This window comes from Streptomyces sp. ICC1, from assembly GCF_003287935.1.
Lineage (GTDB): Bacteria > Actinomycetota > Actinomycetes > Streptomycetales > Streptomycetaceae > Streptomyces > Streptomyces tritrimontium.
The window spans coordinates 5,583,844-5,601,997 of the sequence record NZ_CP030287.1; the positions used below are offsets into that span (position 1 = coordinate 5,583,844).

Genomic DNA, 18,154 nt, shown 5'->3' on the forward strand with positions numbered 1-18,154 from the left:
TTCACTTCCTGGCGGTTGCTGGGGTGAAAGCGGTGGCGGCGGACGAGGTGTAGGCCCGGGCGACGTCCACGAGGAACCGCGCCTCGCCCTCCAGGTCTCCGCTCTCGGCCGAGGTCTGGATGGCCGCGGGGAGCTCCAGCGCGTCGCCCTCGCCCCGCTGTTGCGGGATCCCGGCCAACTTCGCCCGCCGCGCCTCCTTCAGTACGCAGGCCAGCGCGGCGGCGGTGCGCCCCGCTTCGGGGACGCCGCTCCCCGCGACGTGGCCGCGGGCGAGCTCCGGCACGCCCGGGGCGACGTACTCACCCAGGATCAAGATGGCGTCGCGGGTCTCGATGACCTTGCGGTAGACGAGCAGGTTGCGCGGGACCGGCGGCCACAGCAGTTCCAGCAGCCGGGCGGCACGCGGCTTGTTGAGGGCGACGTGCGGGACGGCGTGGACCAGGTCGCGCCACAGCGGCCACAGCCGCCAGGCGGTGGCGATGTCGGCGGCCGTGCCGCGGAAGGTGAACAGCGTCGGGACGAGGATCGCGGCGGCGCGCACCAGTCCGTGTGCGTTCATCAGCAGCGGGTTGGCGGGCATCGCCCAGGTGGCACCGAAGAGCGCTTTGAGCAGGTAGACGAGCCAGAACACCCCGGCGAGCGCGGTGCCGAGGCCGAACAGCCGCAGTCCGACGGCGAGGCCGCGGCTCTCGGTGCGCCGGCTGTAGCGCCAGCAGACGGACACGCAGACGGTGTTGGCGAGCAGGTGCGCGGAGATCAGCACCAGCCAGTAGGAGAGGGAGGGCACCGGGTCGCCCGCCGGCGGGATGGTGTGCGTGCCGTGGGCCGGCGCGGCCGCGTCCAGCGCGACGAGTGCGGCCAGCCAGAGCACCGTGCCGGCGCCGGAGGCGATCTGGAGCCTGCGGCCCCGGGTGGCGGAGGCCACGAAGTAGAGCACGGCGCCCGCCGACAGGACGCCGATGAGGTTGCGGACCAGCCCGATGGTGTGCGCGTAACCCGGGTCGCGGGCCATGGCGTACGCGACGACGTCGGGCAGGTTCAGGGTCATCGCGGCGGCGGCGGTGGCGACCGCGAGCCACAGGCCCCGCTGGTGCGGGGCGCGCAAGGCGCCGGGGGCGCGGAGCAGGACGGCCGCCCAGAGGCAGACGACGCTGGGGACGGCGAGCGCGTCGCCCAGGGCCAGGAGGTCAGAAGCCATGGCGGCCCGGCCCCCGTCCGCGCCGCTCGTAGCCCATCGCGGACTCCAGCCGGGCGAGCGTGTCCCGGTCGCCGGCGCCGTGGGCGTGGTGCGGGCCGGGTGCCGTCGTGCGGGTGCGGATCATGCTGGCGAGCATCTCCGCCTCCTGCTCCTGACGGGTGGTGTAGTTGGTGCGCCCCAGCACCGTGGGCACCTGCCCGCCGTCCTCGCCGCCCCCGGAGGGGTCTGCCGTCTCCCGGGCGCCATCGGCGCCCCCGGCGTCCAGCGAATGGTGCCCGAAGAGGATGTGGCCGATCTCGTGGAGCACGATGTGCTCCCGGTGCAGCGGGGTGGTCTGGGCCTCGTAGAAGACGTAGTCGATGCTGGCGGTGCCGACCCACAGCCCGCACACCCCGGATTCCGCCGCTTCCCTGGGCAGCGGGTGCAGCCGGATGGGGCGGCCCCGCTGCTCGGCTATCCGCTCGCACAGCACGTCGAGGGAGAACGGGTGCGTCAGTTCAAGACGACCGAGAATCGCCTCGCACCGTTTGCGCAGACTGGGTTGAGGGTGGCGCATGTGTTCCCTCTTCGGACCCTTTCTCGGGCAACGTCGATAGGCGTGCGTGGGCAGGGGCATGACGTCCTTTGCCTTCAAGTGCCTTCAAGGCGAACTCGGAAGTGCGGCCCTGAGCGGGAAACACGGACGCCCGTTCGCCGAAAGACGAACGGGCGTTCCACCATGCCTACAGATCTTGTAAGGGAGTTGGCAAGGTATGTCCCCATGTAGGGAACCTATTCGGCCAATCCGTCACACGCTGCCACGAACCGTCAGCGCTTGCGCCCGCCCCGCTCCTCGGGGTTGGTGAGACCGGCGCGGCGCAGGGCGTCGGCCATCGCGCTGTTGGCGGGGGCCGCGCCGCCCTGGCCGCCCTGGCCGCCCTGTCGCTGGCCACCGCCCTGGCCGCCCTGTCGCTGACCCCGGCCGCCGTCGCGGGAACCGCCCTGGCCGCCTTGACCTCCCTGGCCGCCCTGGCCGCCCGCCGCGCCGCGCTGCTGCGGCGGCCGGCCGCCGCGCCGCTCGCCCCGCTCGGTGCGCTCCTCGCGCTGCTTCGGCGCGCCGCCCCCGCCGCGCTCGCCCCGTTCGCCGCGCTCCGACTCGTCCTCCAGCCGCAGCGTCAGCGAGATCCGCTTGCGCGGGATGTCCACGTCCATGACCTTCACCCGGACGATGTCACCGGGCTTGACCACGTCCCTGGGGTCCTTGACGAAGGTCTTCGACAGGGCCGAGACGTGGGCCAGGCCGTCCTGGTGGACGCCGATGTCGATGAAGGCGCCGAAGGCGGCCACATTGGTGACCACGCCCTCCAGGATCATCCCGGGCGCCAGGTCGCCGATCTTCTCGACGCCCTCCTTGAAGGTCGCCGTCTTGAAGGCCGGACGCGGGTCGCGGCCCGGCTTCTCCAGCTCGCGCAGGATGTCCGTGACCGTCGGCAGGCCGAAGGAGTCGGTGACGAACTGCTCCGGGCGCAGCGAGCGCAGCACGCCGGTGTTGCCGATCAGCGCCGCGACCTCGCTGCCCGCCGTCTTGCCCATGGAGCGGACCACGGGATACGCCTCGGGGTGCACGCTGGAGGAGTCCAGCGGGTCGTCCCCGTCGCGGATCCGCAGGAAGCCCGCGCACTGCTCGTACGCCTTCGGGCCGAGCCGGGCCACGTCCTTGAGCCCCTTGCGGTTGCGGAAGGGGCCGTTGGCGTCGCGGTGCGCGACGATGTTCTCGGCGAGACCGCCGCTGATGCCCGAAACGCGCGAAAGCAGCGGTGCGGAGGCGGTGTTGACGTCGACCCCGACGCCGTTCACGCAGTCCTCGACGACCGCGTCGAGCGAGCGCGAGAGCTTCATCTCGGACAGGTCGTGCTGGTACTGGCCCACCCCGATGGACTTGGGGTCGATCTTGACGAGCTCGGCGAGCGGGTCCTGCAGGCGCCGCGCGATGGAGACCGCGCCGCGCAGCGACACGTCCATGTCCGGCAGTTCCTGCGAGGCGAAGGCGGACGCCGAGTACACGGAGGCGCCGGCCTCCGAGACCATCACCTTGGTGAGCTTCAGCTCGGGGTGGCGGGTGATGAGGTCCGCGGCGAGCTTGTCGGTCTCGCGGGAGGCGGTGCCGTTGCCGATGGCGACGAGCTCGACCGCGTGCTCCTCGGCGAGGCGGGCCAGCTTGGCGAGGGAATCGTCCCACTTGTTGGCGGGCACGTGCGGGTAGACCACCTCGGTGGCCACCACCTTGCCGGTGGCGTCCACGACGGCGACCTTCACACCGGTGCGGAAGCCCGGGTCCAGGCCGAGCGTCGCACGGGTGCCGGCCGGGGCGGCGAGCAGCAGGTCGCGCAGGTTGGACGCGAAGACCCGTACCGCCTCGTCCTCGGCCGCGGCGCGCAGCCGCGTACGGAGGTCGATGCCGAGGTGGACCTGGATCTTCGTGCGCCAGGCCCAGCGGACGGTGTCGGCGAGCCACTTGTCGCCGGGGCGGCCGCGCTCGTTGATGCCGAAGCGGCGGGCGACCATGCCCTCGTACGTGGAGGGCCCCGGGACCTCGCTCGGCTCCTCCGGTTCCAGGGTGAGGTCGAGCACGTCCTCCTTCTCGCCGCGGAGCAGGGCGAGCACGCGGTGGGAGGGGAGCGCGGTGAACGGCTCGGTGAAGTCGAAGTAGTCGGAGAACTTGGCGCCCGCCTCCTCCTTGCCCTCGCGGACCTTCGCGGCGAGCCGGCCGCGGCCCCACATGCGCTCGCGCAGTTCGCCGATGAGGTCGGCGTCCTCGCCGAACTTCTCGGTGAGGATGGCGCGGGCGCCCTCCAGGGCGGCGGCCGGGTCGGCGACGCCCTTGTCGGCGTCCACGAACGCCGCGGCCCGGGCCGCCGGTTCCGCCGAGGGGTCGGCCAGCAGGGCTTCGGCGAGCGGTGCCAGGCCGGCCTCGCGGGCGATCTGGGCCTTGGTGCGGCGCTTGGTCTTGAAGGGGAGGTAGATGTCCTCCAGCCGGGCCTTGGTGTCGGCCGCGTTGATGCGGGCCTCCAGTTCGGCGTCGAGCTTGCCCTGCTCGCGCACGGAGGAGAGGACCGCCGCGCGCCGGTCCTCCAGCTCGCGCAGGTAGCGCAGCCGTTCCTCGAGGGTGCGCAGCTGGGCGTCGTCGAGCATCTCGGTCGCTTCCTTGCGGTAGCGAGCGATGAACGGCACGGTCGAGCCGCCGTCGAGCAGCTCGACGGCGGACTTGACCTGCCGCTCCCGTACGCCGAGCTCCTCGGCGATCCTGCCTTCGATGGACATCGTCACTGTGCGGTCCCGCCTGCCTTCGTACGTGTACGTGGTGCTGCTGCGTGCTGCGTCGGAAGGCTGCCAATTGTGGCAGGTGGCGGCGCCGGACGTCGGGAGCCTTGTCCGTCCGGGGTCTCAGGCCTTGCCGAGGAGGTCCCCGGGGAAGGCTCCGCCGACGTAGGCCTGGATCGCGAAGCCGCCGCCGATCTCCGCGAGCCGGGCGAGTCCGGCCGCGCCGAGGTGCTCGTACGGAGCCTCGTCCAGGCGGTCGGTCTCCGTCTCCAGCGCCTCGCGCAGCTCCGTTCCGGCGGGGGTGAGCGCGCCCTCGGCGTCGAGGACGCCGCGCTCGCGCAGCCGGCCGGTGGCCGCGTCCAGGTCCGACTGGTCCCAGCCTCGGATGATCTTGAGGTACTTCGGGGTCATGCCGTGGCCGGTGGCCGTGTGGCTGACCAGGGCCTCGACGGGGTCCAGGCCGACGGTGAGCAGGGCGACGAGGTGGCCGTCGCCGCGGTGCTCGCGCAGGAGGGTGGTGGCGTGCCAGAGCTTGAGGTGCGGCTCCTCGGGTACGGGGAGGTCCGCGTGGGCGGAGTAAAGGGTGCGGGCGTGCCGGGTGCAGCCCTCGGTCGCGCGCATCGCGAGCTCGGCGGCCTCGGCGATCTCGGGGGACCCGATGGTCTCGGCGCCGAGCAGCCGGCGCAGCGTGGCGTCGGCGGCCCGCAGCCGGGCCGCGAGGACCTGCTCGGGGGTGGCGGTGTCCCAGACTGCGGGCAGGTGCCGGGCGACCAGGTCGTGGCGGTAGTTGTAGAAGGTGGAGGTCACCGTGCCGGCGCCGACCGCGCCCATGGCGGCGGACCGGGAGGAGAGGTTGACGGCGTGGGGATCGGTGATCCCCAGGGTGGCGAACTCCTTGCCGAGGTCGGGCGAGAAGTAGACGGTGGCGTGCAGCGGGTTGATCGCTCCGTGCCAACAACGGCGGGCGGCGTGCGCGGGAATGGTCATGCCGGGCAGGCTACCGACTGCTTGGTATGCACAGAAGAGCGGATCCGGTAGTGGGGAGGCGCCTTCCGGCCGCGCCCCGTTGCGCGCGCGGTGCGCATACGCCCTGTGACGGCCGAATGGCGATCGTGTGACAGCAGGGGCCATGGACATGACGTGGGGCGGCAGGGGTGAATACGGTCGAACGGAAGCCACTCCCCTACCCATTGGAGTCAAAGGTGCACCGCAAAGTCATCGCCCCGAGCGTGCTCGCCGCTTCCCTCCTGCTGGTGATCCCGGCGTCGGCGGCGAGTTCGGGTCCGGGCGCCCCGGGTATCGGCGATCCCTATTACCCGGCCAGCGGCAACGGGGGCTACGAGGTCTCCCACTACGACCTGCGTCTGCAGTACCAGCCCAAGACGGACCTGCTGGAGGGCACCGCCACCCTGCTGACCACCGCCAAGCAGGACCTGTCCCGCTTCAACCTCGACTTCGGCCTTGAGGTCAGCGAGATCCGGGTCAACGGCGTCAAGGCGAAGTTCGCCAAGTCCGGGACCCAGGAGCTCGAGGTCACCCCGGCCTCCCCGCTCCAGCGGGGCAAGCAGTCCTCCGTGGTCGTCAAGTACGCGGGCAAGCCCTCGGAGTTCAAGGTCGACGGCTGGTCGGCCTGGCAGCGCACCCCGGACGGCGGCATCGCCGCGCAGGAGCCCGACTCGGCGGTCTGGTGGTTCCCGAGCAACGACCACCCGCTCGACAAGGCCACCTTCGACGTCTCCGTCAACGTGCCGGACGGCACCCAGGCCATCAGCAACGGCGTCCTGCAGTCGCAGAGTTCGCGCCTGGGCTGGACCCGGTACAACTGGCGTTCGAACAAGCCGCAGGCCACGTACCTCGCCACCCTGGCGATCGGCAAGTTCGACATCACCACCGACAAGACGTCGAGCGGCCTGCCGATCCTGAACGCCTACAGCCGGGACCTCGGCGACAACGCGGGCGCGGCGCGGGCCAGCGTGGAGCGGACCGGCGAGGTCGCGGAGTGGCTGGAGGGGGTCTTCGGCCCGTACCCCTTCAACGCGCTGGGCGGCTACGTGCCGAACGTGCCCAGTGGTTTCGCCCTGGAGACGCAGACCCGGCCCTTCTACAGCCCCCGGCAGTTCGCCAACGGTTCGAACGTCTCGGTGGTCGTGCACGAGCTGGCGCACCAGTGGTACGGCGACAGCGTGTCCGTCGAGGGCTGGAAGGACATCTGGATCAACGAGGGCTTCGCCCGCTACAGCCAGTGGCTGTGGTCGGAGAAGGAGGGCGAGGGCACCGCGCAGGAGCTCGCCGACTGGGCGTACGGGCTGCGTACGGCGGAGGACCCGTTCTGGCAGGTCAAGCCGGGTGACCCGGGTCCGGAGAACCAGTTCCACGGGGCCGTCTACGACCGCGGCGCGATCGCCGTCCAGGCGCTGCGCAACCAGATCGGCGACGAGAAGTTCTTCCAAATCCTCAAGGGCTGGCCGACCGAGCGCGCCTACGGCAACGCCAAGGTCGGCGACTTCGTCCGCTACGCCGAGAAGGTCTCGGGCAAGCCGCTCGCGCAGCTCTTCGAGACCTGGCTCTACACCCCGGGCAAGCCGGACGCCGCGGCGCTGAACCCGACCGCGGCCCCGAAGCCGTCGATGCCGACGACCAAGGCCCCGGGCGCACGCACCCAGGAGGCCCCGGCCGCCAAGCCCGCGGCCGAGCCGAAGTCCTGGAAGAAGATCGCGGCGACGGACACGGTCCACGAGGGCCACTGACCTGCGGCCACTGACCTGCGGCCGCGCCGGTACCCCTCAGGGGGTGCCGGCGCGTCGGCGCGCGCGGGCGGCGCGGGCGATCGGGAGGTAGCGCAGGCGCTCCGGCAGCAGCGGTACGAGCACGCGGACGGCCGCGCTGAACAGCCGCAGCCGGCGCTCCTGGGACCGGGTCCAATTCAGGCCGATGGCCGCGCGGGCGTCGGGCGGCATGTAGCCGACGGTGACGAAGGCCCGGAAGTGCAGGAACGCCGCCCGGAGCACGGGCCAGGCCAGGCGCAGCAGGATCCGGACGGCCCTCGGGCCGACCTCGGGGCGGGGCAGCGGCGCATCGGTGTCGAGGAGCTCGCGGGCGACCTTGGTGGACTCGATCTCCTCGGCCAGCATCCGCTGGTAGTACGGCCAGTACTCCTCGATGCTCTGCGGCATGTCCCGGTCGTGGAGGCCGAGGATCCGGCCGACCTGGAGCCACTCCCGGTAGAGCTGCCGCTCCTGGGCGGGGGTGAAGCGGCGCAGCAGGTAGCGCCCGGCGTGGAGGTAGACGGGGAAGCCGGTGGCGTGCACCCAGGCGTAGCAGGCGGGGTCGAGGGAGTGGTAGCGGCGCCCCCGGGTGTCGGTGCCCTGGATCTCCTTGTGCAGCCGGCGCACCCGGCGCCCCTCGGCCGCGGCGTCCGCTCCGCCGTACACCCACAGCTGGACGGAGCGCAGGGAGCGCTCGCCGCGGCCCCAGGGGTCGGTGCGGAAGACGGAGTGCTCGTCGACGCCGGCCCCGATGGCGGGGTGGGCGACCTGCATGGTGAAGGCGGCGGGCAGCATGAGCAGCGCCCGGACGTCTCCGGCGATGGTCCAGAGCACTCCGCCGGGCGGCGGGGGCTCGGGGTCGGTGCGGCCTTCGGCCGCCGGCCGCGTCGTCGTGGTCATGCGTACGCCCCCAGATGTCGGTCTCCGTTCATCCAGTATGACCGCGGTCGGGAAACGGGCCCGGTCCGGCGGGGCCGTGACCAGCCGCTTCGCGAGGGCGCGCGGACCGGCGGCGACTGATGTCCTCGCCCCGGACAGAAAGTCGTGTCACGGGTGTTACCCCGAAGTAACCGTGGCTGCTTGGATGGCGGAGCCGATCTTCCCCCACAGGAACGAGGGAGACCTCCATGTCGCACGTCCCGCCCCGCAAGGCCCCCCGTGCCGCCGCCGCCGTCGTCGCGGCGATCGCCGCCGGGGCGCTCGCCGCCACCACGGCTCCGGCCGCCACCGCCGCGGAGAGCGCCGCCGCGCCGCGGCTCAGCGTTCTGTCGTACAACGCGTTCCTGATGAGCAAGAACCTGTACCCGAACTGGGGCCAGGACCACCGGGCGGCGGAGATCCCCAAGGCCTCCTTCTTCCAGGGGCACGACGTGGTCGTGCTCCAGGAGGCCTTCGACAACGGCGCCTCCGACGCACTGAAGTCCAACGCCTCCGCGCAGTACCCGTACCAGACCCCCGTCGTGGGCCGCAGCAAGAGCGGCTGGGACGCGACGGGCGGCGCCTACTCCTCCACCACCCCGGAGGACGGCGGCGTCGCGGTCCTCAGCAAGTGGCCGATCCTGCGCAAGGAGCAGGTCGTCTACAAGGACGCCTGCGGCGCGGACTGGTGGTCCAACAAGGGCTTCGCCTACGTCGTGCTGAACGTGAACGGCGCCAGGGTCCACGTGGTCGGCACCCACGCCCAGTCCACCGACCCGGGCTGCGGCGCGGGCGAGGCGGCGGAGATGCGCGCCCGCCAGTTCCGCAGCATCGACGCGTTCCTGGACGGCAAGAACATCCCGGCGGGCGAGCAGGTCATCGTGGCGGGCGACATGAACGTCGACTCGCGCACCCCCGAGCTCGCCACCATGCTGGCCAACGCCGACCTGGCGCCGTCCGACACCCGCACGGGCCACGCGTACTCCTTCGACACGGCGCTGAACTCGATCGCGAAGTACCGCTACCCGACGGACCCGCGCGAGGACCTGGACTACGTCCTCTACCGCAAGGGCAACGCCCGCCCGGCGAACTGGGAGAACAACGTGGTGAAGGAGCAGTCGGCCCCCTGGACGGTCTCCAGCTGGGGCACGTCCTACACCTACGACAACCTCAGCGACCACTACCCCGTGATCGGCCGCTGAGCCCCGACCTGACGGACGCCCGCCGCGACCCGGCGGGCACCCGACCCGGGGGCGGAGAGGGTCAGCCGACCGTGCGCTCGCGGTGGCTTCTGGCAGCGACCGCGGCCGCTGCACGCGACGTCCGTGCGGTGTGCAACGAAGCGGATACTAGGTCGCCGCCGACGGCCTCGGTGCGCGCGAGGTTGACGGCGACACTGTGTCGGTCGCAGCCGAACTAGTCTGCTTCCCGATGCCAGGGCCGGTCTCCGGGTCTGAGGAGCGTCTCTGGGGGCTTTCCGCTGGCCCGGCGCTGGCTCGCGGTGGACGCCCCCACGAAAAGGATCATCAGGAAGCCGACAATGCACAGCGGCCACATGGTGAATGCCCCAACGATGAGGAGGAGCAGCCCCACTGCCAGGAGACCTCGCGTCCACTCCGGCCCTTGCTGATCAGCCATTCCGGCCTCCCTTGCCGAGGCTGCACACGGTACGCGACCGGCTGCACCTCCACCCCCGGATCCAACACGACGCCCTCTTCCGCCTACGGGCGGGAAGGGGCGCCTTCGTGCGTCCGGGGTCAGGCCTTCTCGCCGATTGCCGCCCGGAGCCAGTCGAGCGTGCCCTGCCCGAGCAGCTCCTCGGCAAGCCGCTGGCCCGTCTCCGTCGTCAGCCGGGCCCGGCTGTTGTCGATCCACCGCTGGGCAGCCTCGTACCCCTGGGCCTTGTACTCGATTCCCTGGAGCATGCACTCCAGCTTGTCGGCATCGCGCGCGCAGATGGCCTCCGCCGAGTCCTTCTCCTCGTACTCGGTGACCAGATCCCGAATGACCGTGGCCAGCAGCTCTGGCATCCCCGCCGTCTGGTCCGCGGTTACCGCCACGGGGTCAGCCGCGGTCGAATACCTCTTCCCGAGGTGGTTGACGTCCCCAGTACGGGTCTCCTGGGTATCGTGCCAGACGGCGAGGAACGCAGCTCGCGCCGGATCGGCACCCTCCAGCTTCGCGATGATCGAAGCGATCAGTGAGGTGCGCCACGAGTGCTCGGCGACGCTCTCGGGCAGTTTGACGCCGGCCATCCACCAGCCCGTGCGGGCCGTGTTCTTCAGGGTGCCCGCCTCGTAGAGGAAGCGTGCCACCGCGGACAGGTCGTCAACCACGTCTGTTCTCCTTCTCACGCCTCGGCGAGGCGGATCGCGTACTGGATTCCCTCCAGCTCCCGCCGCGCGCGCGTCGAGGGCTCGGTGACATCCAACAGCACCGGGAGCCGGTCGCGGAGCGCACGTCCTGGCACGGACGGTGCACGGAGGAGGTTGGGCCGGGCCGCGAGAAGCGCCCAGAGGGTGTGGATGTTCAGGTCAAAGAAGCCCTGCTCGGGCGAGAGGCCGGCCACGAGGTGCCGGAGGAGCTTGTGGCCGTGCCAGGCCGGGGCGATGGGGTCGGCGATGAAGTCGTCGGACAGCTGTAAGTGCGCTGATTCGCCGATCCAGTAGGCCCAGTAGCTCAGGTTCGCGGCCTCGCCTGCGTCGTTGCCCTCCAGGGTGGACGTGATGAAGTGCGTCATGCGGTCGCGGTCTCCCTGCCGCGCGGCGACGGCGGCCACGGAACGGGCGTTGAGCCACTGGGTGAGCCAGTCGTCGGGGCGCTCGGCCCGCTGCTGCTGAGCGAGCCAGTCAGTGGTGTCTGCCGCATCGTCGTACCCGGCGAGGTAGAGGGCTTGGCGCCGGAGGAGGAACGGACCTCCGCGCGCTTCCTCGGCCGTGCGCCGCATACGGCGGAAGAACCGGCGCCGGTCGTCTGCGGCGAGTTCCGGCCCGGAGGGTGCTGGGCCTCGGCGAGGTCGGGCCGGAGTCCGGAGAGCACGCATCGGCTCGGGCGTCACGCCGTTGAGGGGCCACACAACCACCTCGATCAGGTCGCGCTGCATGACCCACGCGCCCAGCGGGCCATCGCTCGTGGGCCCGTCGTCGTGGAGCGCGCTCGCCAGGAGGACGTCAGCCTCCAGGGCCTTGTCAAGGGCAAGGAGTAGCGCAGGGCTGACGCCCATCCGCATGAGTCGGTGCCGGTGGACGAGCATCTGGCCAACAGCCAGAGACGTCAACGGCCGGCGTCCGGATTCCCATCCGGCGACTGTGTCGGTGGACACGAGGAACGCCTCAGCCAGAGTCTCCTGCGTGTGGCCGACCTGCTCTCGGATGACGCGGAACAGATAGCCGGACACTATGCCGCTGCGGCCACGCTGAGGGGTTCCCTGACTGCGAGTCAGGGTGGCCTGACCGTCGCCGCTCATCGCGCCTCCTCTGCCAGCATGCTGCCCCAAACTACCCGTACTCCGGGTCACTTCATGCCCGATGGCGGGATACCTAGGCTCGCCCTACTACCCGCTGACGACGGAGGGAGTGACCCCGTGTCCAGCCCGCACCCGCACCATCCCCTGTGCATCGACACCCCGGACTACCCGGCGGCCGGCACCGCGACGGTGCATCTACCCAGTGCCGATCTGCTCGATCGCGCGGCGGTTGGCTGGGAGCAGTTCACCGCCTCGATGAGCGAGGGCGAGTCCGATGCATGAGCCCGAGTACCTGCCGCATCCCCTGCTCCGGCAACGGGTCCGCGATGTGGCCTCGGGAACTGAGGGCGAGCTGATGGCCGTCGTCCGTGAGGAGGTCCGCCGCGTTTGCGGAGATCCCCAGTACGCGCCGATCGCCTACATCCGCATGCCGTCCGGCCGCGAGCACACCGCGGCCGTATCGAACATCGAGGCCACGTCATGAGCGACTGGCGCGGCCAACTTCTGTTCGTGGCGGTCTCACTCGGGTTCCTCGCCGTGATCGTCGTCGGCACACGCTAGACCACACCGTACCTTCCTGCACACGACCAAGGGAGACGCATGTCCAGTCCGACCCCGACCCCGCCGCCTCCGTGCAGCGTCGGCAAGAGCGAGACACCGCCGCCCGCCGTCACCGGCAACGTGCTCACCGCTGCGCCCGGCGAACGCAACGCCCGCAGCCTCCTCGACGCCGACGAGTTCATGACCGTCACCGCGACGCTCGCGCGCAACGAGCTGAACTTCGACCGGGTGTACGCCCAGCAGGTCATCGTCGAGACCCTCAAGTTCGTTGTCGCGGCCGGCGAGAGCGACGAGCGCCTCGCACCCTCCGCGATCATCGACAAGGGATTCCACGCGCTCCTCGAGAAAACCGAGATCCACCACGCCGTGGGCGCACGCCTCGGTGTCTTCGTGCACCATTATCCGGCTGTCTCCGGCTCCGCGCCGATCGCGCCCGGCTGGTTGCAGCGGACGGTCGACGCGATCCGTCGGGCCGGCTTCGCCGAGGAGAAAGACATGTGGGCGTGATCACGGCGAAGTTCCCCACGTCCGCAACGGACGTCACCACCTGTGAGGCCTGTTGGCGGGAGCCGGTCGAAACGGCCCGTACCGCCGCCCACGCCCATGGCCGCGACCTACTGTGCATCCCGTGCGCCGAGGCCGGCTATGCGGCCCGCGTCGATCTGTTCCCCCCGCTCGGCATCTACAAGCTCAACGGAAGGACTTTGAAGATGACCATGGACTCTGGCAGGCACGGCACCCCCGGCGGCCCGCAGCTCCCGCCGGACCCTTACGGGCGGCGTCAAAGGCTTACAGCGTGTGGTTCGTCGGCCGCGTACACTGTGGATACGCGGGAGGGGTTCAGCCTGTCACGCGGCACTGACAGTCACGACACCGGCCGGGAGTCCTGCCAGATCGACTCGAATTCCTCGCGGTACGTGGGGAACAGCCCGTGCTCCGCGTCGCGCTCGCGCGCGGGCCCCCGCCCGCCGCCCCGCAGGACCAGGACCGGCGCCTCCATGCCCCGCGCCCGGCGCAGGTACGACTGGACCACCGCGATCCCCGAGGACTCGCCCTCCACCAGGTACGCCGTGAAGCGCGGGGTCTCGTCGAAGACGTGGATCTCGAAGCCCGACGGGTCGCGCAGCCCCGCCCGCACCCGTCGCACGTGCAGGATGTTCATCTCCACCGAGCGGCTCAGCTCGCCCTTGCGCAGCCCCAGTTCCCGCTCGCGCCGCTTGACGGCGCTGCTCGCCGGGTTCAGGAACAGCAGCCGCACCCGGCAGCCGGCCTCCGCGAGGCGTACCAGTCTTCGGCCCGAGAAGTTCTGGACCAGCAGGTTGAGCCCTATGCCGATGGCGTCGAGCCGCCGCGCGCCGCCGAAGAGATCCTCCGCCGGCAGCTGGCGCTGCAACCGCACCCGGTCCGGGTGGACGGAGATGACGTCCGCGTACCGGTCGCCGACCAGGTCCTCGACCGCGTCGATGGGCAGCCGGTCCGCCGACGGCGAGCCGGCTCCGCCGCCCAGCACCTCCAGCAGCCGCGCCGACGCCCGCTCGGCCTGCTCCAGGACCGCCCGGGACAGGGCACGGTTGCGCGAGACGACGTTGCGCGTGACCTCCAGCTCGTCCAGCGCCTGCTCGATCTCGCGCCGGTCGTCGAAGTACGGCTCGAAGCAGGGCCAGTGCTGGACCATGAGCTCGCGCAGCTGCGGCAGGGTCAGGAAGCTGAGCACGTTGTCGTCGGCGGAGTCCAGCAGGTAGCCCTTGCGCCGGCTGACCTCCCGCACCGCGACCGCGCGCTGCACCCACTCCTGCCCGGCGGGCCCGGCGGCCGCGACCACCCAGTCGTCCCCGCCCCCGCCGTGCACGGGCTCGTAGACCGGCCGGAGCACCGCCCCGACCACGGACCGCAGCCGCTGCCCGATCAGATTCAGCCAGATGTACGCGCGGCCCGCGCGCTGGGCCCGCGTACGGACCTCGCCCCAGGCGTCCGCGCCCCAGTCCAGCTCGGCGCCCGCCCCGGCCGCCGGCGCCCTCCCGGCCTCCGGCGGGGCCAGCGACACCGCTCCGGCGGGAATCCCGCCGGGCGCCCCGCCTGCGGCGTCCGCCGGGCCGCCCTCGTGACCGCTGTCACCAGGGGGCAGCTCCAGACCTCCCGAGCTCACCCGTGCACCGCCTCCTGCGTCTGGACGCCCGTCTCCAGTGATCACGGAAGGGTACTCCGCGCGCACGGCCCCCTGCAGCCCGATGCGGCCCCAGGTGACCCGACGAACCGTACGCCGGAAGGCTGTTGACCCATTATCCGATGCGCCCATCATCGGATTCGTCAGATGTACCCGTGGTCCGCCAAACCTCCTATCAGCTTTCCGGGTCACCCGGTAGGACCCTCCCAAGTCCCCGCGTGAGAGCCCTCTTTCGGGGAAGATCTGCACATGAGGTCCACGCCGGATCAGCCCGAACATCAGCCCAACACCCACGGGAAGAGTCGTCTTCTATGCAGGTCTGGCCGGGACAGGCGTATCCGCTCGGTGCCACGTACGACGGCGCCGGCACCAATTTCGCGGTCTATTCGGAAGCCGCCCGACGCATCGAGCTGTGTCTGCTGCACGACGACGGCTCGGAGACCGCGGTCGAACTGCGCGAGACCGACGCGTTCGTCCGGCACGCCTACCTGCCGGGCGTGATGCCCGGGCAGCGCTACGGATTCCGCGTGCACGGCCCCTACGAGCCCGAGCGCGGCCGGCGCTGCAACGCGGCGAAGCTGCTCCTGGACCCGTACGCGCGCGCCGTCGCCGGCAGCGTCGACTGGGGCGAGGAGGTGTACGGCTACCACTTCGGGCGGCCCGACTCCCGCAACGACCTGGACTCGGCTCCCAAGAGCATGAGCTCGGTCGTGGTCAACCCGTACTTCGACTGGGCCAACGACCGGCCGCCGCGCCACGAGTACCACCGGACCGTGCTCTACGAGGCCCACGTCAAGGGCCTGACCATGCGCCATCCCGACCTCCCCGAGGAGCTGCGCGGCACCTACGGGGCGCTCGCGCACCCGGCGGTCATCGGGCACTTGACCAAGCTCGGCGTGACGGCGCTGGAGCTGATGCCGGTCCATCAGTTCGTCAACGACCACCGCCTGGTGGACGACGGTCTCAGCAACTACTGGGGCTACAACACCATCGGCTTCTTCGCCCCGCACAACGGCTACGCCTCGGGCGACCGCGGGCAGCAGGTGCTGGAGTTCAAGTCGGCCGTCCGGGCGCTGCACGAGGCGGGGATCGAGGTGATCCTCGACGTGGTCTACAACCACACCGCCGAGGGCAACCACCTGGGCCCGACGCTGTCCTTCCGCGGGCTGGACAACGCCTCGTACTACCGGCTCGCGGACGACCCCCGGCACTACATGGACACCACCGGCACCGGGAACTCGCTGCTGATGCGCTCCCCGCACGTGCTCCAGCTGATCATGGACTCGCTGCGGTACTGGGTCACCGAGATGCACGTGGACGGCTTCCGCTTCGACCTGGCGGCCACCTTGGCCCGCCAGTTCCACGAGGTGGACCGGCTGTCCTCGTTCTTCGACCTGGTCCAGCAGGATCCGGTGGTCAGCCAGGTCAAGCTGATCGCGGAGCCGTGGGACCTGGGCGAGGGCGGCTACCAGGTGGGCAACTTCCCGCCGCTGTGGACCGAGTGGAACGGCAAGTACCGCGACACCGTGCGGGACCTGTGGCGCGGGCAGCCGCGCACGCTCGCGGAGTTCGCGGGACGGCTGACCGGCTCCTCCGACCTCTACCAGGACGACGGCCGCCGTCCCCTGGCCTCCATCAACTTCACCACCTGCCACGACGGGTTCACCCTCAACGACCTGGTCTCCTACGACGAGAAGCACAACGAGGCCAACCGCGAGGGCAACCGGGACGGCGAGACCCACAACCGGTCCTGGAACTGCGGGGTGGAGGGGCCGACCGAGGATCCGGCGGTCGTCGAGCTGCGCGAGCGCCAGATGCGCAACTTCACGGCCACGCTGATGCTTTCGCAGGGCGTGCCGATGATCAGCCACGGCGACGAGTTCGCCCGCACCCAGGCCGGCAACAACAACGCCTACTGCCAGGACAACGCGCTGTCGTGGGTCTCCTGGCCGGAGCCCGGCAAACCGGCGCCCGCCCAGCTGGAGTTCACCCGGATGATGGTGCGGCTGCGGCGCGAGCACCCGGTGTTCCGGCGGCGCCGGTTCTTCCACGGCCGGCCGGTGGAGGGGACGCACGACGAGCTCTCCGACATCGCCTGGTTCACCCCGCACGGGGAGGAGATGCGGGCCCGCGACTGGCAGGCGCAGCACGCGCGGGCGCTGGCGGTGTTCCTGAACGGGGAGGCCATCTCGGAGCCCGGCACCCGCGGGGAGCGGATCACCGACGACTCGTTCCTGCTGATGTTCAACGCGGGGGCGGAGTCGCAGGACTTCACCGTCCCGGCCGGGCACGGCGCGCAGTGGCGGCTGGTCGTGGACACGGCGCGGGCGGACGTACTGCCACCCGGCACCGGGCCGCAGTTCGCGGCCGGCGACCGGGTGGCGCTGACGGGACGGTCGCTGGTGGTGCTTCAGCGCCCGGCGTAGACGGCGCCCTCCAGGGCGGCACCCTGACCGGCTTCCCGGCCGGCTCCGCCGGCGTCCTGCGCCGGGACCCGGTCCCGGGCGGGCACCACTAGGGCGTGCGTACGGGCGGCCGGCACCCGGGTGACGAGGGCCAGGGTCAGGCACAGGGCGGCCGCCCCGACGGCCACCGCGAAGGCCGCGGCAGGCCCGTACCACTCGGCGAGCCGCCCGGAGACGGCGAGGGAGGCGGCCTGTCCGGCGACGAGCGAGCTGGCGGCGATGGCCATGGACTCGGCGAGCCGGCACGGCTCCACCGCCCGCTCGGTGAGCGCGAAGGCGGTGATCAGGTGCGGGGCGTAGGCGGCCCCGAGCACGGTGACGACCACGTACAGCGGCCACAGGGTGTCGGTGAAGAGCAGCGGTACGGAGAACACGAGCGCGGCGGCCGTGGCCACCCGCCAGCGCAGCCGCAGCCCGAAACGGGCGGGCAGCGCGCCGAGCGAGAGCCCGACGACGGCGCTGACGACTCCCATGGCGGCGTACACGATGCCCGCCTGGCCGGGAACGCCCAACTGTGCGGTCAGGGCGGCGATTCCGGCCTGGCAGGCGCCGAACATGGCGCCCTGCAGGGCGAGCGAGCCGCGTACGGCGTAGACCACGCCGGGCGGGCGGACCTGGGCGCGGTCCTTCTCCTTGCGCAGCCGCGCGGAGGCCCCGGCCGTGACGGCGGCGGTCGGGTGCAGCGCGTAGAGGGTGCCGAAGACGGCGACGAGGGCGGCCGCGCCGCCGAGGGCGACGGCGGGGTGCAGGACGAGCGTGGCGAGGCCGACGAGGGCCGGTCCGAAGACGAAGGAGACCTCGTCCAGGGTGCCTTCGAGCGAGTGGATGGCGCTGACGACGGACTCGTCGGCCTTGGCGCGGTGGGCCAGGGCCACGGAGCGGGTACGGGCGAGCGGTCCGATCAGCGGGACGGAGGCGCCGGTGAGGGCTCCGATCGCGGCGAGCGGGGCGGTGGCGAGCCCTTGGAGCGCCCCGGCCACCAGAGCGGCGGTCGCGACGGCGTTGACCGCGGCGGCGCCCAGGACGACGGGGCGCTGCCCGTGGCGGTCGGCGAGCCGGCCCAGGAGGGGTCCGAAGACCACCTGTCCGGCGGAGAGGGTGCCGCCGACTATGCCGGCGGTGGCGAGGGAGCCGCTGGTCTCGGCGACCAGCAGGACGCTTCCGAACTGCGACATCGCGACGGGCAGTCGGGCGAGGAAGGAGACGAGCGGGAGTAGGGGCCCGGTCAGGGCGATGACCTTGCGATAGGTGTTGACGATTCCGAACACTTGAGCAACGTTAACCCGCCGCAGTCACCCGGATGCATTGGGTAATGGC

At 71.5% G+C, this 18,154-nt stretch carries 15 protein-coding genes and 1 pseudogene; 7 read left to right on the forward strand and 9 right to left on the reverse strand.

Features of this window, described 5'->3' with window-relative positions; all coding sequences use genetic code 11:
• Position 1 precedes the first annotated feature (1 nt).
• The 4 genes from DRB96_RS26285 to DRB96_RS26300 all read right to left on the reverse strand — a co-directional run bounded on the left by DRB96_RS26285 (position 2) and on the right by DRB96_RS26300 (position 5,485).
• Entirely contained in the window at positions 2 to 1,198 is a 1,197-nt protein-coding gene (locus DRB96_RS26285) for an MAB_1171c family putative transporter (RefSeq protein WP_112450681.1), read from the reverse strand.
• Positions 1,188 to 1,754 (reverse strand): hypothetical protein, encoded by a 567-nt coding sequence (locus DRB96_RS26290; protein WP_204357820.1) that lies wholly within the window; start codon positions 1,752 to 1,754, stop codon positions 1,188 to 1,190. Before DRB96_RS26290 ends, DRB96_RS26285 begins: the two co-directional genes overlap by 11 nt.
• Before the next feature lie 251 nt (positions 1,755 to 2,005).
• Positions 2,006 to 4,504 carry a Tex family protein gene (locus DRB96_RS26295; protein ID WP_112450682.1) on the reverse strand — a complete coding sequence of 833 codons (2,499 nt, stop codon included), beginning with the start codon at positions 4,502 to 4,504 and terminating at the stop codon, positions 2,006 to 2,008.
• Between the two features lie 117 nt (positions 4,505 to 4,621).
• Positions 4,622 to 5,485, reverse strand: a complete 864-nt coding sequence (locus tag DRB96_RS26300) for a hypothetical protein (protein WP_112450683.1) — start codon at positions 5,483 to 5,485, stop codon at positions 4,622 to 4,624.
• Positions 5,486 to 5,700: 215 nt separating this feature from the next.
• On the opposite strand from DRB96_RS26300, the gene DRB96_RS26305 reads away from it, so the two are divergent.
• Complete coding sequence (locus DRB96_RS26305; protein ID WP_112450684.1) at positions 5,701 to 7,245, forward strand: M1 family metallopeptidase; 1,545 nt, start codon at positions 5,701 to 5,703, stop codon at positions 7,243 to 7,245.
• 36 nt (positions 7,246 to 7,281) lie between these two features.
• On the opposite strand, the gene DRB96_RS26310 is transcribed toward DRB96_RS26305, so the two are convergent.
• Entirely contained in the window at positions 7,282 to 8,163 is an 882-nt protein-coding gene (locus tag DRB96_RS26310) for an oxygenase MpaB family protein (protein WP_112450685.1), read from the reverse strand.
• A 227-nt stretch (positions 8,164 to 8,390) separates the two neighbouring features.
• On the opposite strand from DRB96_RS26310, the gene sph reads away from it, so the two are divergent.
• On the forward strand, positions 8,391 to 9,383 hold the full coding sequence (sph, locus tag DRB96_RS26315; RefSeq protein WP_112450686.1) for a sphingomyelin phosphodiesterase: 993 nt from the start codon (positions 8,391 to 8,393) through the stop codon (positions 9,381 to 9,383).
• 555 nt (positions 9,384 to 9,938) lie between these two features.
• Here sph and DRB96_RS26325 read toward each other — a convergent pair.
• Positions 9,939 to 10,517, reverse strand: a complete 579-nt coding sequence (locus DRB96_RS26325) for an HD domain-containing protein (protein ID WP_112450688.1) — start codon at positions 10,515 to 10,517, stop codon at positions 9,939 to 9,941.
• Positions 10,518 to 10,531: 14 nt separating this feature from the next.
• Positions 10,532 to 11,647 carry a helix-turn-helix domain-containing protein gene (locus DRB96_RS26330; protein ID WP_112450689.1) on the reverse strand — a complete coding sequence of 372 codons (1,116 nt, stop codon included), beginning with the start codon at positions 11,645 to 11,647 and terminating at the stop codon, positions 10,532 to 10,534.
• Between the two features lie 117 nt (positions 11,648 to 11,764).
• Between DRB96_RS26330 and DRB96_RS43210 the strand changes: the two genes are divergently transcribed.
• The 4 genes and pseudogenes from DRB96_RS43210 to DRB96_RS44975 form a co-directional block, all read left to right on the forward strand.
• Positions 11,765 to 11,929, forward strand: a complete 165-nt coding sequence (locus tag DRB96_RS43210) for a hypothetical protein (protein WP_162688723.1) — start codon at positions 11,765 to 11,767, stop codon at positions 11,927 to 11,929.
• On the forward strand, positions 11,922 to 12,131 hold the full coding sequence (locus tag DRB96_RS26335) for a hypothetical protein (protein ID WP_112450690.1): 210 nt from the start codon (positions 11,922 to 11,924) through the stop codon (positions 12,129 to 12,131). The genes DRB96_RS43210 and DRB96_RS26335 overlap by 8 nt, the downstream gene beginning before the upstream one ends.
• 116 nt (positions 12,132 to 12,247) lie before the next feature.
• On the forward strand, positions 12,248 to 12,715 hold the full coding sequence (locus DRB96_RS26340) for a hypothetical protein (protein ID WP_112450691.1): 468 nt from the start codon (positions 12,248 to 12,250) through the stop codon (positions 12,713 to 12,715).
• Positions 12,712 to 12,978 (forward strand): annotated as a pseudogene (locus DRB96_RS44975) (hypothetical protein); the annotation flags it as partial. The gene DRB96_RS26340 and the pseudogene DRB96_RS44975, both read left to right, overlap by 4 nt.
• A gap of 95 nt (positions 12,979 to 13,073) precedes the next feature.
• Here the strand turns inward: DRB96_RS44975 and DRB96_RS26350 are convergent.
• The gene (locus tag DRB96_RS26350) at positions 13,074 to 14,354 is read right to left on the reverse strand and encodes an SAV2148 family HEPN domain-containing protein (protein WP_112450692.1); all 1,281 of its coding nucleotides are present in this window, start codon (positions 14,352 to 14,354) and stop codon (positions 13,074 to 13,076) included.
• Positions 14,355 to 14,683: 329 nt separating this feature from the next.
• Here DRB96_RS26350 and glgX point away from each other — a divergent pair, with 329 nt between their 5' ends.
• On the forward strand, positions 14,684 to 16,798 hold the full coding sequence (gene glgX, locus DRB96_RS26355; protein ID WP_112450693.1) for a glycogen debranching protein GlgX: 2,115 nt from the start codon (positions 14,684 to 14,686) through the stop codon (positions 16,796 to 16,798).
• Here the strand turns inward: glgX and DRB96_RS26360 are convergent.
• Positions 16,783 to 18,105 carry an MFS transporter gene (locus DRB96_RS26360; protein ID WP_112450694.1) on the reverse strand — a complete coding sequence of 441 codons (1,323 nt, stop codon included), beginning with the start codon at positions 18,103 to 18,105 and terminating at the stop codon, positions 16,783 to 16,785. The genes glgX and DRB96_RS26360 overlap by 16 nt on opposite strands.
• Positions 18,106 to 18,154: the final 49 nt, after the last annotated feature.